We start from the raw sequence: 15332 nt of genomic DNA, 5'->3' as shown, positions 1-15332 counted from the left end.
ACACTCAAATTCCCCTTACGTTTTTGCACGATTCAGATACAATCCTCATACTTCATTTACACTATTACGTTATAGTGTGTTTTTTTAACCTGCTGGCATAAAACAGAGCCGTGCTGTGAATATAGACGTCGTACATTTGCTTCAACAAAATCCTATCCTACTCATGTTTGTCGCATTGGCCATTGGCTTAGCGATAGGTAAAATCCGCTTTGGCAGTTTCCAATTAGGTAACTCCATTGGTGTTCTACTGACCTCACTTATTTTAGGTCACTTAGGCTTTTCTTTTAACGCAGAAGCGCTAACCATCGGCTTCATGCTATTCATCTATTGTGTAGGCATTGAAGCAGGCCCTAACTTCTTCGGTATCTTTTTTCGTGATGGTAAGCACTACTTCATCCTGAGCATGACGGTAATTGTCACCTCCATTGCCATAACCTATTTTTCTGGTCACTTCTTTGGCCTCGATTTAGGTATGATGACGGGTATGATGGCCGGTGCCATGACCGCGACCCCAGTGTTGGTAGGTGCACAAGACGCCCTTAACTCTGGTCTCGCGACCATTCCGCACAACACCAACTTCGCAGTGGTGATGCAGAACCTGTCCGTCGGTTATGCGATGACCTACCTTGTCGGTTTGATCAGTATGATCATGTTCGCCAAGCTGCTACCAAAACTGCAACGACAAAACTTATCGGATTCTGCCCAGCAGATTGCCAAAGAGCGTGGCTTAGGCGGCTCAGGGCAGCGTAAAGTCTATTTACCTATCATTCGCGCCTATAGAGCGGGCCCAGAGCTAGTCGACTGGACTGGCGGTAAAAACCTGCGTGAATTGGGTATCTACCGCCAAACTGGCTGCTATATCGAGCGTATCCGCCGTAATGGTATCCTCGCCCACCCTGACGGTGACGCCATCTTGCAGGAAGGCGATGAAATTGCATTAGTAGGCTTTCCAGACAGCCACGCTAGACTCGACCCTAGCTTTCGCAACGGCAAGGAAGTTTTCGATCGTAACCTACTCGACCTGCGTGTTGTTGAAGAAGAAATCGTGGTTAAAAGCGATAGTATGGTGGGTAAACGCCTATCAGATCTTAACTTGTCAGAATACGGCTGTTTCTTAAACCGAGTCGTGCGGGCCCAAATAGAAATGCCAATGGATCTAGACATTGTAATTGCCAAAGGCGATGTACTTCAGGTCAGTGGTGAGAAAAGCCGTGTCCATGGTTTAGCGGAAAAAATTGGTTTCATCGCGATTCACAGTCAACTTGCTGATTTGTTTGCCTTCTGCAGCTTCTTCATTTTCGGTATTTTGTTGGGTCTTATTACCATGACCTTTGGCCAAGTCTCCTTTGGTTTGGGTAATGCCGTTGGCCTGTTACTGTCTGGCATCACTCTTGGATTTTTAAGAGCGAACCACCCGACTTTTGGCTACGTTCCCCAAGGGGCACTGAATATGGTCAAAGAGCTCGGTTTGATGGTCTTCATGGTGGGGCTGGGGCTAAGTGCTGGTGGTAAGATGTTTGATCACTTTTCGCAAAATGGCCTACAGATCATTAGTCTTTCTTTAGTGATCAGTGTAGTCCCGGTGGTCTTAGCCTATCTAGTGGGCGCGTATGTGTTAAAGATGAACCGTGCGTTGCTATTTGGCGCCATTATCGGGGCAAGAACCTGCGCGCCAGCGATGGATATCGTTAACGACTTAACGAAATCGACCATCCCTGCTCTAGGTTATGCCGGAACCTACACCATCGCCAATATATTGATGACTCTAGCGGGTACTGTAATGATTATCTTGAGTTGACCGCTTTCCCGCTACTAGCAGTCAGTTAGTAACCAGCTATCAATCAGCTAGTAACCAACTAGCAGTTAGCAATTAGTTAGCAATAAACTAGTTAGCAATAAACGTCTTTTAGGACGAAACACTCAAAACGTAAAAAGGCACCGAAAGGTGCCTTTTTTATTACCATTGATCTATTGCAACCAATTGTTCTATTACAACTGCATCAAACCTAACTAATATCTAGCGATTAGATATTGATGAAATCAGTTTCAACCGCTGGGTTTACGTCAGCTGCGTAATCTACGCCTTCAACGCCAAAACCGAATAGTTTCAAGAACTCTTCTTTATATTCAACGTAATCAGTCAACTCTTTCAAGTTTTCTGCAGTTACTTGAGGCCAAAGCTCGCGGCAGTGTTTCTGAATATCTTCACGCAACTCCCAGTCATCCAGGCGTAGACGATTCTTATCGTCCACTTCTGCGGCCGAGCCATCTTCTTTGTACATGCGCTCACTAAACATACGGAAGATTTGCTCCATGCAGCCTTCGTGCACGCCTTCTTCACGCATCTTCTTGAACACCATCGCAATGTAAAGTGGCATTACAGGAATTGCAGAGCTTGCCTGAGTAACAACCGACTTAAGTACCGCAACATTTGCGCTACCGCCAGTAGCAGAAAGCTTAGCGTTCAGAGCTGAAGCTGCACGATCTAGGTCCATTTTTGCACGGCCTAGTGCGCCATCCCAGTAAATTGGCCAAGTCAGCTCAGTACCGATGTAGCTATAGGCAACGGTCTTACAACCATCAGCCAGAACGCCTGCTTCAGAAAGCGCTGCTAACCAAAGTTCCCAATCTTCACCGCCCATAACAGTTACAGTGTCTTGGATCTCTTGCTCAGTCGCAGGCTCAATGCTCGCTTCAATGATTGCATCTTTGTTGGTATCAACAGCCGTTGCGGTGTAAGTTTCGCCGATAGGCTTAAGCGCTGAACGAATGACTTCGCCAGTTTCAGGCATCTTACGAACAGGAGAAGCCAATGAATAAACCACAAGATCAATTTGACCTAAGTCTTCTTTGATCAAATCAATGGTTTTTTGCTTCGCTTCATTTGAGAAAGCGTCACCGTTTAGGCTCTTTGCGTATAAGCCTTCTTCTTTCGCCAGCTTTTCAAAAGCTGCAGAGTTATAGAAACCCGCAGTGCCTGGCTTTTTCTCAGTCCCTTCTTTTTCGAAGAAAACACCGATAGTCGAAGCGCCGCCACCAAATGCTGCAGCGATACGAGAAGACAAGCCGTAGCCGCTAGATGCGCCTACAACCAATACGCGCTTTGGCGCATTTTTAATCGGGCCGTTTGCTTTAGTGTAAGCAATTTGCTCTTGGACATTCGCTTCACAACCGACTGGATGAGTGGTTGTACAAATGAATCCACGAATTCTAGGTTTGATGATCATATTCAACTTCCTTAAAAAAACTTTGTAAGGATAAAAGGTTCGAGCTTAAATCTCATCTAGTTTCTTCAAATTTCACATATCTAGGGTTCTGGTTTGACCACTCGAACCTATAAAGTGCTAACCAAAACCTATAAAAAAGCACCACAACGTGATGCTTTTTCAAGTTTAGCTTCTACACCCTACCTATTAGTTTAGGCGACACTGTTCAACTTGTAGTTTAAGCTACGCTGTTCAATTTGGGCTTTTCAGGGTGACCTGTTTTCACCTCAGAAAGATCATGGCTGAAGTGATCCACTTGAATCGCGTGATAACGAAGCTTCTCTGCCTCTAACACTTGATCGACTTCCTGCTCAGTCAGTGCCCCAGTTTCTAGTGCTTGTGCTAGACGAGTCTGTAATGGGCCTTTACGATCCACTTTGCCCTCTTTCACCGCATTGAGTAGTTTCCGCTCAAGTGGACGCACGCTATACATAGCCAGAAAGGCGTTCTCAACTAGACCAATGCTGTCGTCATCGTCTTTCCCTATGTAGCACAAGTGAGTTAAGCGATCGCGCTGCGCCCCCGGTGTCATCAAACTATCGGCAATTTTAAGTGCTAAATCGTCCGAAGGTTGTTTAAAGTGGTTACCGATTGGGAAGACAAGTCCTTTAAGAAGCGGCCCAACCCATTTTTTCGGGAAGTTGTTGTAGGCTTCCTGTAGCGCTTTAGCAGCGTGATAACAGCAATGCTGCAGTGCGTAATTAACAAACTCAAGATCTTGCTGCTGACGCCCTTCATCTTCATATTTTTTCAGCGCTGCTGAGCCCATATATAGGTAGCTCAATACATCACCCAAACGTGCAGAGATCATCTCCTTACGCTTAAGGTCGCCACCTAACGTTAGCATGGCAAAGTCAGCGCTCACCGCCAATGCTTTACTCAAACGCGTTAAGTCCTTGTAGTACTTCTGAGTCGGCCCTGACATATGTGAAGAAATAAATTTTGAGCCCGTCAGCGCTGCGAAGAAACTGCCCGCGGTATTACCCATCGCGTGGCGAATATGCGCAAATAACAGTTCATCAAAATCTTCCGCTCCTTCAGCAAGGTCTGGGTTCGCCGCCGCAGTCATTTCTTTCAATACATAAGGGTGACATCGGGTTGCACCTTGGCCAAAGATCATTAAGTTTCGGGTTAAAATATTCGCCCCTTCCACCGTGATCGCCACTGGTACACCAAGATAGTGAGACGACAAGTAGTTCATTGGCCCTTCTTGAATTGCTCGACCAGAATGAATATCCATCGAATCATTCAAGATAGTGCGCGCCATTTCCGTCATATGGTATTTAGCAATCGCTGTCACGATCCCCGGCTTCTCTTTCAGGTCTAACGCCGTTGTGGTCAGAGTTCGGGTTGCTTCTAGCAGATAAGTTAATCCACCAATGCGGCCCATCGCCTGTGCCACGCCTTCAAACTTACCAATTGACATGCCAAACTGCTTGCGCACATACGCATACGCACCAGTGGTTCTAGAAGTGAGATGGCCAATCGCTGTACCTAATGCTGGCAATGAAATACCACGCCCTGCTGATAGACATTCCACCAGCATCCGCCAACCTTTACCGGCGTAATCTGCCCCGCCAATCAACCACTCTAACGGGATAAACACATCTTCACCGCGAGTCGGCCCGTTCATAAATGCAAGACTAAGTGGATCATGACGTTCGCCAATTTCAACACCTTCATGAGAGGCTGGAATTAAGGCACACGTGATGCCGATGTCTTCCTTGTCGCCCAGCAAGTGATCAGGATCGTACATTTTAAAGGCTAATCCCAGCACAGTCGCAACCGGCGCCAATGTAATATAACGTTTATTCCAGCTCACTTTTACGCCCAGTACTTCTTTGCCTTCATGAGTACCGTAACAAACTGTTCCCGCATCTGGGATACCGCCCGCATCAGACCCCGCTTCCGGCCCCGTTAAAGCAAAACACGGAATATCCGTGCCGTCTGCCAATCGCGGTAGCCAATAGTCTTTCTGCTCTTGCGTCCCATAGTGAGAGAGCAACTCGCCCGGGCCTAAAGAGTTAGGCACCATGACGGTCACTGCGGCACTGATGCTTCGCGTTGCGATACGTGAAACAATCGTCGAATTCGCCAGCGCCGAGAACTGACGTCCGCCGTATTCCTTAGAAATAATCAGAGAGAAGAACTGTTCCTTGCGCAGGTACTCCCACACCTCAGGCGGTAGATCTCTATCCTTTTTCACGATCTGATGGTCATCAAGCATGCCGAGCAAGGTTTCCAACTCGTTGTCCATAAATGAACGTTCTTCATCAGTTAATTGTGGTTTGTGATATTGATGCAGCTTAGTGAAATCTGGACTACCAGAAAACAATTCACCATCCCACCAGACACTCCCTGCTTCCATCGCTTCTTTCTCGGTATTGGAAAGCGGCGGTAAGATTTTCTTAAATGTCTTAAAAGCAGGGTCACTAACCCATTTTCTTCTCAAAGAGCACATGTTCAGATCCTTTTGTTCACGAATGGTCACCCAGAGGACGACTTTACTAAGTAAGTTTAGGCGGTAAATGGCAATTGCGACCTAGTCTGCAGCCACTCCGGCGGATAAAAACGGAATCAGTTGATCAACAACAGCATTTACGTTCATTGACTGTTGATAATTGCTTTCCGCGATTTCTAGTAGTGCTTGGCTGGACGCCATGGTAAATACGCAAGTACCCAAGGTGAAATGCAAACGCCAAAACAAGGTGCTTGGTGACAGTTTAGGGTTCGCGATCATCACAGATTGGGTAAACAACGCCAATACGTCTTGGTAACGCGTGGTGATAAACCAACGTAAGTGCCCTTGAACATCGGTATAGCCGCGCCCAATCAGCAACATAAACCGGCTCATTCCATGGGGGCGAACCGTATTTAGCATCTCTAACGGTTCACGCAAAGATTCAAAAACTTCTGTCATTGTGTAATCTTGGCGCTGATTCAATTCGCCGAGGGTGCGTTCGACAGCTGGCATAAACGCTTCTAAGTATCGATCTAGCACTGCGCGCACCAAGGTTTTCTTGTCACCGAAATGATAATTCACCGATGCCAAATTAACGCCAGCTTTACTCGTGATGGTTCTTAACGAGGTAGCATTAAAACCATGCTCGGCAAACAACACTTCTGCCACATCCAAGATTTTGTTCTTGGTTCCTTTCTCTTTCGTATTACTGCGTACTACCATTTCAATCAGCCGTATTAAACATATGTTTGAAATATACCCCACCGACCAAGATTAACAACTGGTTAACATCACAGTTTTGGCTGTAACAGGCTAATTTTGTTGGCGTTCGACATAGAAAATGACAAAAGAAAAAAATTAGATGAAGTTTTTATAAAAAAAATGGAACTGTTTGGAATTGGCAGAGTCTGATTTATTGTAATTAGCAAGAGCAATGAGAGTCTGGCTGAATGTATCTTCGGTCCTTAATGTAACTACTATTTACACTGCTTTTTCTTATTTAACTCCTATATTTGTATCCGCCCAGAATAACTTTTCATTCTGGGCTTTTTTTTGCCTTTTCTCTAGTCGCTGCTACACATACATATCTCTAATACTTATTTTGCGCGCGCGTTCCGTCGTGCTATAACATTGACACATCAAACCCGCTTTAAATCAGGATATTATGAGTAACGTCTACTGGAACCCTATGGTACCTGAGCTATCGGTCCGTGATTTTGACCTGTCTTTATCTTTTTATTGCCACCTTCTTGGATTCGACATCCGAAACCAGCGTAGCGACCCTAATTTTGCTTACCTAGAGAGCGGACAGGTCCAAATAATGCTTGAAGAGGTACATACTGGCAGTTGGGATACTGGAGAGCCTGGCGCGCCCTTAGGCCGAGGCGTCAACTTTCAGATTGAGTTAGACGATATTAGCCCCGTGTACCAACGTCTTAAATCGGCAGGCGTCTTACTTTTTCGCGATCTAAAAGATGAATGGTACGACCAAGGCACGTGCTTTTCAGGACAGAGAGAATTTTTGGTCCAAGACCCAGATGGTTATTTGTTGCGCTTTTCACAATTCTTAGGAGAGAAACAAAAACTTGGTCAATCAGACGCTTGAGTATAGAGACAGGTATACGAGTAAACCGTCCCCTTGAATAAGATACTGTGCAAGATGACGGTTCTTTTATAATAAATTAATCCGCCCGAAGAGCCCTCTTTTCTGCACGCTAAACACCCAGAATTTACTCAAAGTAAAGTTACTGATCATTCCCGCCAACACGCCCACCACGAGAGCAACCATTGGCGCTAGTCCGCGTTCCCCCAATAATTGAACCGTAACGTGAAAAAACAGCAAGTTCGGTATTGCCGAAAACAGAGCGCTCGAAAAGGATTTCAGCCATTGTGTCTTCCACCCCTCTTTCATGCTGGCAGAAAAGGTAAAGTGTCGATTACCTAGCCAAGTGGTGGTCGCGGCGCAAACAAACGCCGCGACTCTAGCCAGCATTAAACTCCAGTGAGCACCATATAAAACCAGCGCAAACACCAGACTGTCGACCAAAAAGCCTATGCTGCCGACCAAAGCAAACCTAAACAGCGGATTTGTTGGCAATCGACTAACTGACATAAGCATTGCTGCATAAATACAGTGAACGATGACTCGGCGCTGAAAACTTCATCTCACAGGTGAGTTTATCGTGTTTGATCAAGCGCTCAATTTGTTGCCCTTCCCCGACTAATTGAAACTGATTCAGAGCTGATAAATCAATTTTGGATGTCAGCTGTAACGCCTTACCATGACTATAATATTGGCCTGAAAAAGTGCGATGACTGACGTAATAAGTCGGCAGTTTGTTATTTGCATGCTCAAAAATCACCTTATCACTGCGCACTGGGCCAACATCATAATGAATGTAAACCAAGGCACCAATCAGCAACACAGGGACTAGGCTTGCCGCAGATTTAAACCATTTTTTTTCCAGATCGCTATCGGAAAGCAGCGCAGCCATCAATATCCCCACCGCAGGAATACCCGGCAGCACGTAAGCAGGCAAAATATTCCCAGCCAACGTAAACAGCAGTAACGGCGACAATATCCAGCAAAGCAAAAAGCTCACTAAACGACTTCCTTCAGGCTGCTTAGTTCGTACAGAGCGCCGCTTCACCCATAATACAATCGGCAGAATGACCGACCATGGCAGAGCAGCATAAAGCCAGTATAACCAAATAGTGCCGCGCAGATGCTGGTGTGCAGTACCATACAAGTCGCCTTTCCAGCCACTATCAAGAAAACGTTTAACGTATTCCCCTAATAGAAAATAATCGAGAAATCCTGGGGTCGCGCGTTCGGCCATCACATACCAAGGCAAAGCAATCACCAACATCAGCACGCTGCCGCCAACGACAGGAAAACGCCGCCAAAGCACTTTAAAGGAGCCGATAAAGCCATGCTCTAACATGAGCCACGGCATAACAGAAAGACCAACTAAGACGATAATTAGTGGCCCTTTCGCCAACAAACCAATCGCAAGCCCAACAAAACCTAGATAGCCCCAGCTTTGCTTACCTTCGCTCCAGCATAAGTAAAACCCGACCATGGCCATAGTCATTGCCAACGTCAACGCCATGTCCGTTTCTACCACGCCAGCTGAAACAACAAAGATACCGCAACTCGCCAAAATAGCAGCGGTACGCAGCGCATCGACACCGACGCGACGAGAGAAAAAGGCCATCAAACCGAGTACGGCGACTCCGGCTAACCAATGAGGAAACCGCACGCTAAATTCGCTCAGCCCAAACAGCTTGATCCCGATGGCGCTCATCCAGGCAAATAAAGGCGGCTTGCCCCAAAATGGCACCCCATAATCAAATTGTGGCGTTAGCCAGTTGTGAGTTTGCACCATGATCCTTGCCATCTCACCATATCTGGCCTCCGTGGTATCCATCAGTGGATACAGCCCCAATGAGATCAACCGGATGGCGAAGGTGGTAACGACTATGCCCCATAAGAAATAGCGCCCAGTCCTCATGCGCGTTTCTCCATTACTGGCAAATCTTGCCCCACACTCTGCGCCTTGCTCGCACGCTCCGACACAGACTGAATAATGTAAAGAGGTCGGCGCTTGGTTTCTATAAAAATGCGACCAATGTATTCACCGAGCAAACCAATGCTGAGCAGCTGAATACCACCCAAGGCTAATTCCACCACCATCATTGATGGATAGCCTTGGGTGGTTTCACCAAAAACCAACGTTTTAATCACGATCGCTAACCCGTAAAAGAAGGCACTGGCAGCCACTAATCCCCCCGCGACGGTCGCAAAGCGAAGCGGACTAATTGAAAACGACGTAATCCCATCTATCGCTAAGCCGAACAGTTTGAAGTAATTCCATTTCGTGGTGCCAGAATGACGAGCTCTGCGCTTAAACACTATGGTCGTTTGTTTAAAACCCGGCCACACAAACATGCCTTTCATATAACGATTACGCTCTGGCATGCTGTTGATATGATCTACCACTTGCCGGCTTAGCAAGCGAAAATCACCCACATTTTCGGGAATATCAGATTCCGACAAAGAGTTTAGGAGACGATAGAAAACCGCCGCCGATTTTTTCTTTAGCCAACTTTCACCATTACGTTCAATACGCTGCATATTGACCACATCGAATCCCTTGCGCCACTCGCCAAGCATACTTGGGATAAGCTCAGGTGGATCTTGTAAATCAGCATCAATCAACAAAACCGCCAAACCATTACAATGTTCTAGGCCCGCACTCATTGCCGACTCTTTTCCGAAATTTCGACTCAGATTTAAACTCACGACATGACTTCCTGTCACAGGCAAAGACTCCACCAGCTCAAAACTGCCATCCGTGCTGCCATCATTTACGTACACGATTTCACTACTATCTGGAAGCGCATCCAATACTTTGATTAATCGGCTATGGAACTCGGTCAGCACTTCCACTTCATTGTAATAAGGGACAACCACAGACAGCACGACTTGGCTGTCTGTGGATTTCGGCAATAGGGCTACTCGGCTCATACAAACTACTCTTATTCATATCATGACAAATTTTTTTGCGACAAAGGGGTCGCTGGAGTGACCTTTTTAACAACTTGGATGTCGAAACAATGTGATTCACGTTTTTTTCACGTTAACGTGGGAAGATCCCCCACAACACTAAGGTAGAGCATTGGATGAAAAAGATTTTGTTAGTGGAAGATAATCGAGAAGTTGCTGGGATTTTATTTGATTACTTTGAAAGCCTTGGAATGGAGCTTGATTATGCCGATAATGGCGAGTTAGGGCTCAAACTTGCGCTAGAGCAGCCGTTTGATATTATTTTGCTCGATTTAATGCTGCCACGTATGGATGGGCTGACGGTATGTAATCAACTCAGGGACGCCGGAAATAGTACCCCCGTTTTGATGCTCACTGCCCTAGACAACAAACAAGATATGTTAGACGGCTTTAAACACGGCGCGGACGATTATATGACCAAGCCATTTGATCTCGACATTTTAGAAGCGCGGATGACGGCGCTCATTAAACGCTATCAAGGCACGGTCTCCCACTCTATGCTTCAATTTGGCAGTTTAAAGATTAATCAGAAAGTTCGCCAAGCTTACCGCGACGATAAGCCACTCGCACTTAACCCCACTACCTATACGATTCTAGAACTATTGTGTTTAAAAGCACCTGATATTGTCACCCGCCAAGAAATAGCAGAAAAACTGTGGCAGGAAAATGAACCCAGCAATGACGTGTTGCGCAGCCACATCTACCAACTGCGTAACCAGCTCGATAAACCTTTTCCTATCCCTATGCTAACCACAATCCCCAAAATAGGCTTTCGTTTAGAGGAACACTAACTATGCCCAGCCGATTGCTTCGTCACACCAAAACCTTAACTGGCCGATTAGCTCTATTTTTTACGGGTATCGCACTGATCATTGGGTTATTCACTTTTTTGATCTTTATCTTTGCGCTTCAATGGTCTGAAGATAAAGCGGGTGAGCGAATGCTAATGGTTGATCGAGATGAAGCGATTTATAAATTCACTCATGGCACAACAGGGCCAATTAAAATTGATAGCCTGACCACCGCATACAATGACTATGCCGATATCCCAGAGCCCTTTCGCGATTTCGCCAAGAGCAAAAACTATTATCTCGATGAAGTTGCCTTTGATTCTCTGCCTGTCGACTACATGATGTACGTCGGACACTATTTCGTCAAAGGCAAAAAGTACCCAATTGTGATGGTGCTCGAAATCGATCGCATTGAGTTCGACATATCAGAGCTTGCGGACGCTGGCGCCATAGTCTTAGCGCTGATCCTTGGCTTGATCCTGATGTTTGCTATCGTGCTCAATCGATTATCAAAGAAGCTGATTGCGCCACTCAACGATATCCACGCGCAATTAGAACAGCTCGGCGGCGATGTGCAACAACCCTTCACCATGCTGCCAGAAGCCGCAGAGGAGTTTCAGGTGTTAGTGGATAAAATAAACGGCTACCGAGAGGATATGCACACCACCATAAAACGCGAGCAAGCATTCGCGCGCTATGCCAGCCACGAACTGCGCACTCCTCTTACCATCATCAAAGGTGCAAGCAAGCTACTCTCTCGCCAAGAACACAGTTCGTTCCAACTTCGACAAATGACTCGCATCGATTCGGCGTCACAACAAATGGAGACGATGATCGACGCTTTATTAAGCCTAGTTCGCTATGAGCGGAGTGAAGATAGCAGCCCAGATCGAGAACTCAGTAACGATGAGTTACTCGAGATCATTACACAAAATTCCGCACAAGCTGAACAAAAAGAGCTGCAGATAGTTCTGAAAATCCACTCACTTCCTACAGTGTGCGCTTCTACCTCCGTCATGAACATGCTGGTGGGTAACCTACTGCGAAATGCCATTGCAGCCACTCCTGAGGGGCAAATCGTCCTCACCGTCGATAGCGAAAAACTGACTATCGTCGATCAGGGACACGGCTTACTTCCCACCCCAAACAAAGATGGGCATGGGTTAGGCCTGCTCATTGTCGATGACTTATGTCGCCGCTATGGATGGGCTTTTAGCCTTAAAGAGAACGTAAACAGAGGCTGCGTGGCGAAAATTGAATTTTCACTTTGATATATCCTAAATAACTTGATATCGAGGTAGGTTTGCTCCAGCATGAGCGCAGCCATAACCTAGTACATTTACTATCTATCTGTGCAGGGGCGCACCAAACAAACCATTAGCATTAGCATTAGCATTAGCATTAGCACATGAAAATCGCCAACAGCCCGACAACCCAGCATCGCTTCAACGACTTCACATTTTTCTTGAAACGTGACGACTTGTTACACCATCACTTTTCTGGCAATAAAGCACGCAAATTTATGTCGCTTCTCGACCAGCGGAACTCTAATATAACCACCCTAGTCAGCTACGGTTCAGCGCAAGCCAATTCTCTGTATTCTCTCGCGGCGCTGGCCCAGTTAAAAGGCTGGCAACTTGAGTACTATGTAGATCGCATTCCTGAATGGCTTAAACAAAATCCCATCGGCAATTATCAAGCTGCATTAGAACTCGGCGCCAATATCATCACAGTGTCTGAGCACGCTCACGGCGTTCATCCTAAAGACTATATCCTCAAACACTGCCAGCTCAGTGATCAGCACCAATTTGTACCCGAAGGTGGTTACTCCCAACAAGCGGAGCTAGGTGTGCGTGAACTCGCCGAAGAAATTCAAACTTGGGCAAAACAGCAATCGATACCCAAACTCACCGTGGCACTACCATCCGGTACAGGTGCGACGGCGGCGTTTCTGCGTAAACATCTTAATAACGATATTGAGCTCATTACCTGCGCTTGTGTCGGCGGTAGCGACTACCTGAAAGAGCAATTTACTGAACTGTTAGGCAAACACGCCGCACAACCCAAGGTTTTGCAACTCGATTCAAAGCACCATTTCGGCAAACTTTATCGACAAGATTTTGAGGTATGGCAACAGTTGCTCGAAGAAACTGAGGTAGAATTTGATTTGTTGTACGATCCCATGATGTGGCAATGCCTGCAAACGTGGTGGCCAAGCAATACTGACCGAACCTTGCTGTATATTCACCAAGGTGGCGTACTAGGAAACCAAAGCATGCTTGCTAGATACCAACGAAAATTCAAGACCCACTCATGACATACGTGAAACAATACCTACTCAGCCACCAACAATTTGCCCACGCTATCCGAGTCACCGCCGCACTGGCCTTCGCGATGGCCTTTGATTATCTCACTCAGATCCCACACTCTCTGTGGGGGCCGATCACCGTCTCAGTCGTGATGATCCAGCCGCACGATGGCGCCATCGTCCACAAAGGCTTTCAACGTATTGTTGGCACCTTGGTTGGCGCAGCACTAGGGCTAGTGACACTCCTATTCCCAAGCCAGATGCCCTACTTGGTCCCAATGTGGATTTTGCTAGCTTGCTTTCTGCTCACACTAAGAATGCAAGGCCAATACAGTTATCTGTTTTTTTTGTGTGTACTGACATTACTTATTGTCGGCTATCAAGATGACAGCGACACTGAACTGGCAGTGGCCCTCTGGCGAGTAACGAATATTTTGATTGGCGCGCTGATTGCAATGGCTTTTTCACGCTTATTTCCGATCCGTGCTACCAGTGCATGGAAGCACCTCATTGGACAAATGTATACGAACCTCAAAACGCTCTACCTAGCGCACTGCTCTAGCCACCTGCCTTCCGACTACCATCTCGTTGAACTGCGCAAAAAAGTGATCACAGATCATCTAAAAATGTCGAATCTGACAGCAAACATTGGAAAAGAGCAAGCAACCTGTATCGAACTCTATACTGATTATTTACGGACCCAGCGAACCTTAATCGCCTTAGTTGAGCAACTGGTCGATACGCACTGGAGCTCTTCTCTCGGCCACCAGCAGTTGCTCAACAACGAGGAGCTGAAGCACTACCAGCACTGTATTGGAGAACTATTTATCCAGCTAGATAAAGGAGAGCTCGACGATGTCACCATCCCCGAGCCACTCGTATTATCAGATATGGGTAAAAAGCTCGCCCACAGCGACGATCTTGACCAAGCAAACTTCAAGCTCGGCCCGTATGGCTATTTATGGCTCACACGGCAACTGCTACGAAACCTAGATACTCTGTTCGAACAAAAACGGCAGTTAGATAGCTTGCATTAACTAAGTGGCGTAAATGATGAGAATCAACTCAATAAACTCTTAGCATGAAAACGCAAGTGATCGTCAATAAAACTAGAGATGAAAAAGTAACTGTGATCGTAACCCGGTTGCATTCTCAGAGTCAGGTCTGTGCGATGCTTATCTGCCGCAGCGCTCAATAATTCAGGTTTAAGTTGCCCTGTGAGGAATGAATCGGCGTCACCCTGATCGACTAGAAGAGGCTGCGATGCTTTGCCTTGGTTCAGCAATTCTACCGCATCGTATTGTCGCCATTGTTCAACATCGCTCCCTAAATACGCGTTGAATGCTTTTTGGCCCCAAGGACACTGTATTGGGTGCGAAATTGGGCTAAAAGCTGAGATAGAACGAAACTTGTCAGCGTTGCGCAGACCAATCACCAAAGCGCCGTGCCCGCCCATACTGTGCCCAGCAATCGATCTCACCTTTGATACGGGAAAATGCGTTTCGATGATCGCAGGCAGCTCCTCAGTGACATAGTCGTACATTTGGTAATGGCTCGCCCAAGGACTTTGAGTTGCGTTGATGTAAAATCCCGCCCCTTGGCCTAAGTCATAACTTTCGTCGTCGGCAACGTCCTCGCCGCGCGGGCTGGTATCGGGCGCGACAATCGCAATGCCAAGCTCAGCCGCCATACGAAACGCCCCTGCTTTTTGCATGAAGTTTTCATCGCTACAGGTCAAGCCAGACAACCAATACAAAACTGGAACAGGCTCAGACGCTTTCGCATTTGGCGGTAAGAAAATCGCAAAGCGCATTGAACAATTCAACGCAGTAGATTGATGGCTATATTGTTTGTGCCAGCCACCAAAAACCTTATTTTGGCTAATATTGTCTATCGACATGATACTTCCTCGACAAATTTTCAAATGATATGTGCA

Annotated in this window: 13 protein-coding genes; 6 read left to right on the top strand and 7 right to left on the bottom strand. The window is 46.5% G+C overall.

The features are described 5' to 3' along the window. Window positions 1–115 precede the first annotated feature (115 nt). Window positions 116–1798, top strand: a complete 1683-nt coding sequence (locus L4C34_RS04555; RefSeq protein WP_428788168.1) for an aspartate:alanine antiporter — start codon at window positions 116–118, stop codon at window positions 1796–1798. Window positions 1799–2024: 226 nt separating this feature from the next. On the opposite strand, the gene fabV is transcribed toward L4C34_RS04555, so the two are convergent. From fabV to psrA, 3 genes are all read right to left on the bottom strand, one after another. Then, complete coding sequence (fabV, locus tag L4C34_RS04550) at window positions 2025–3227, bottom strand: enoyl-ACP reductase FabV (RefSeq protein WP_428788167.1); 1203 nt, start codon at window positions 3225–3227, stop codon at window positions 2025–2027. A gap of 217 nt (window positions 3228–3444) precedes the next feature. After that, window positions 3445–5727: an acyl-CoA dehydrogenase gene (locus tag L4C34_RS04545; RefSeq protein ID WP_428788166.1), complete on the bottom strand. Its 2283-nt coding sequence runs from the start codon at window positions 5725–5727 to the stop codon at window positions 3445–3447. Between the two features lie 81 nt (window positions 5728–5808). Then, a complete protein-coding gene (gene psrA, locus L4C34_RS04540; protein ID WP_428788165.1) occupies window positions 5809–6450 on the bottom strand; it encodes a TetR family transcriptional repressor PsrA in 642 nt (213 codons plus the stop codon). Window positions 6451–6892: 442 nt separating this feature from the next. On the opposite strand from psrA, the gene L4C34_RS04535 reads away from it, so the two are divergent. Next, on the top strand, window positions 6893–7333 hold the full coding sequence (locus L4C34_RS04535) for a bleomycin resistance protein (RefSeq protein ID WP_428788164.1): 441 nt from the start codon (window positions 6893–6895) through the stop codon (window positions 7331–7333). A gap of 66 nt (window positions 7334–7399) precedes the next feature. Here the strand turns inward: L4C34_RS04535 and L4C34_RS04530 are convergent, their stop codons facing one another. Genes L4C34_RS04530 through L4C34_RS04520 form a run of 3 tightly spaced genes read right to left on the bottom strand, consistent with a single transcriptional unit; the run spans window position 7400 to window position 10258 of the window. After that, on the bottom strand, window positions 7400–7840 hold the full coding sequence (locus tag L4C34_RS04530) for a GtrA family protein (RefSeq protein WP_428788163.1): 441 nt from the start codon (window positions 7838–7840) through the stop codon (window positions 7400–7402). Further along, on the bottom strand, window positions 7830–9242 hold the full coding sequence (locus L4C34_RS04525; protein ID WP_428788162.1) for an ArnT family glycosyltransferase: 1413 nt from the start codon (window positions 9240–9242) through the stop codon (window positions 7830–7832). The genes L4C34_RS04530 and L4C34_RS04525 overlap by 11 nt, the downstream gene beginning before the upstream one ends. Continuing rightward, window positions 9239–10258 carry a glycosyltransferase family 2 protein gene (locus tag L4C34_RS04520; protein ID WP_428788161.1) on the bottom strand — a complete coding sequence of 340 codons (1020 nt, stop codon included), beginning with the start codon at window positions 10256–10258 and terminating at the stop codon, window positions 9239–9241. Before L4C34_RS04520 ends, L4C34_RS04525 begins: the two co-directional genes overlap by 4 nt. Before the next feature lie 155 nt (window positions 10259–10413). Here L4C34_RS04520 and L4C34_RS04515 point away from each other — a divergent pair, with 155 nt between their 5' ends. From L4C34_RS04515 to L4C34_RS04500, 4 genes are all read left to right on the top strand, one after another. Further along, on the top strand, window positions 10414–11088 hold the full coding sequence (locus L4C34_RS04515) for a response regulator transcription factor (RefSeq protein WP_428788160.1): 675 nt from the start codon (window positions 10414–10416) through the stop codon (window positions 11086–11088). A gap of 2 nt (window positions 11089–11090) precedes the next feature. Then, window positions 11091–12359 (top strand): sensor histidine kinase, encoded by a 1269-nt coding sequence (locus L4C34_RS04510; RefSeq protein WP_428788159.1) that lies wholly within the window; start codon window positions 11091–11093, stop codon window positions 12357–12359. 137 nt (window positions 12360–12496) lie between these two features. Next, window positions 12497–13405 (top strand): 1-aminocyclopropane-1-carboxylate deaminase/D-cysteine desulfhydrase, encoded by a 909-nt coding sequence (locus tag L4C34_RS04505; RefSeq protein WP_428788158.1) that lies wholly within the window; start codon window positions 12497–12499, stop codon window positions 13403–13405. Next, on the top strand, window positions 13402–14433 hold the full coding sequence (locus tag L4C34_RS04500; RefSeq protein WP_428788157.1) for an FUSC family protein: 1032 nt from the start codon (window positions 13402–13404) through the stop codon (window positions 14431–14433). The genes L4C34_RS04505 and L4C34_RS04500 overlap by 4 nt, the downstream gene beginning before the upstream one ends. A 23-nt stretch (window positions 14434–14456) precedes the next feature. On the opposite strand, the gene fghA is transcribed toward L4C34_RS04500, so the two are convergent. Beyond that, window positions 14457–15296, bottom strand: coding sequence for an S-formylglutathione hydrolase (gene fghA, locus L4C34_RS04495; RefSeq protein ID WP_428788156.1), 840 nt, complete (start codon window positions 15294–15296; stop codon window positions 14457–14459). Window positions 15297–15332 lie beyond the last annotated feature (36 nt).

The sequence above is a fragment of the Vibrio profundum genome (assembly GCF_050337555.1).
Classification (GTDB): Bacteria; Pseudomonadota; Gammaproteobacteria; order Enterobacterales; family Vibrionaceae; genus Vibrio; species Vibrio profundum.
Note: the sequence above shows the minus strand (reverse complement) of the source record. Positions and strands in the feature narration are given on the sequence as shown.

Coding starts and splice junctions, on each gene's coding strand:
- fabV (WP_428788167.1), bottom strand. CDS start 3,227: ATGATCATCAAACCTAGAATTCGTGGATTCATTTGTACAACCACTCAT.
- L4C34_RS04545 (WP_428788166.1), bottom strand. CDS start 5,727: ATGTGCTCTTTGAGAAGAAAATGGGTTAGTGACCCTGCTTTTAAGACA.
- psrA (WP_428788165.1), bottom strand. CDS start 6,450: ATGGTAGTACGCAGTAATACGAAAGAGAAAGGAACCAAGAACAAAATC.
- L4C34_RS04535 (WP_428788164.1), top strand. CDS start 6,893: ATGAGTAACGTCTACTGGAACCCTATGGTACCTGAGCTATCGGTCCGT.
- L4C34_RS04530 (WP_428788163.1), bottom strand. CDS start 7,840: ATGTCAGTTAGTCGATTGCCAACAAATCCGCTGTTTAGGTTTGCTTTG.
- L4C34_RS04525 (WP_428788162.1), bottom strand. CDS start 9,242: ATGAGGACTGGGCGCTATTTCTTATGGGGCATAGTCGTTACCACCTTC.
- L4C34_RS04520 (WP_428788161.1), bottom strand. CDS start 10,258: ATGAGCCGAGTAGCCCTATTGCCGAAATCCACAGACAGCCAAGTCGTG.
- L4C34_RS04515 (WP_428788160.1), top strand. CDS start 10,414: ATGAAAAAGATTTTGTTAGTGGAAGATAATCGAGAAGTTGCTGGGATT.
- L4C34_RS04510 (WP_428788159.1), top strand. CDS start 11,091: ATGCCCAGCCGATTGCTTCGTCACACCAAAACCTTAACTGGCCGATTA.
- L4C34_RS04505 (WP_428788158.1), top strand. CDS start 12,497: ATGAAAATCGCCAACAGCCCGACAACCCAGCATCGCTTCAACGACTTC.
- L4C34_RS04500 (WP_428788157.1), top strand. CDS start 13,402: ATGACATACGTGAAACAATACCTACTCAGCCACCAACAATTTGCCCAC.
- fghA (WP_428788156.1), bottom strand. CDS start 15,296: ATGTCGATAGACAATATTAGCCAAAATAAGGTTTTTGGTGGCTGGCAC.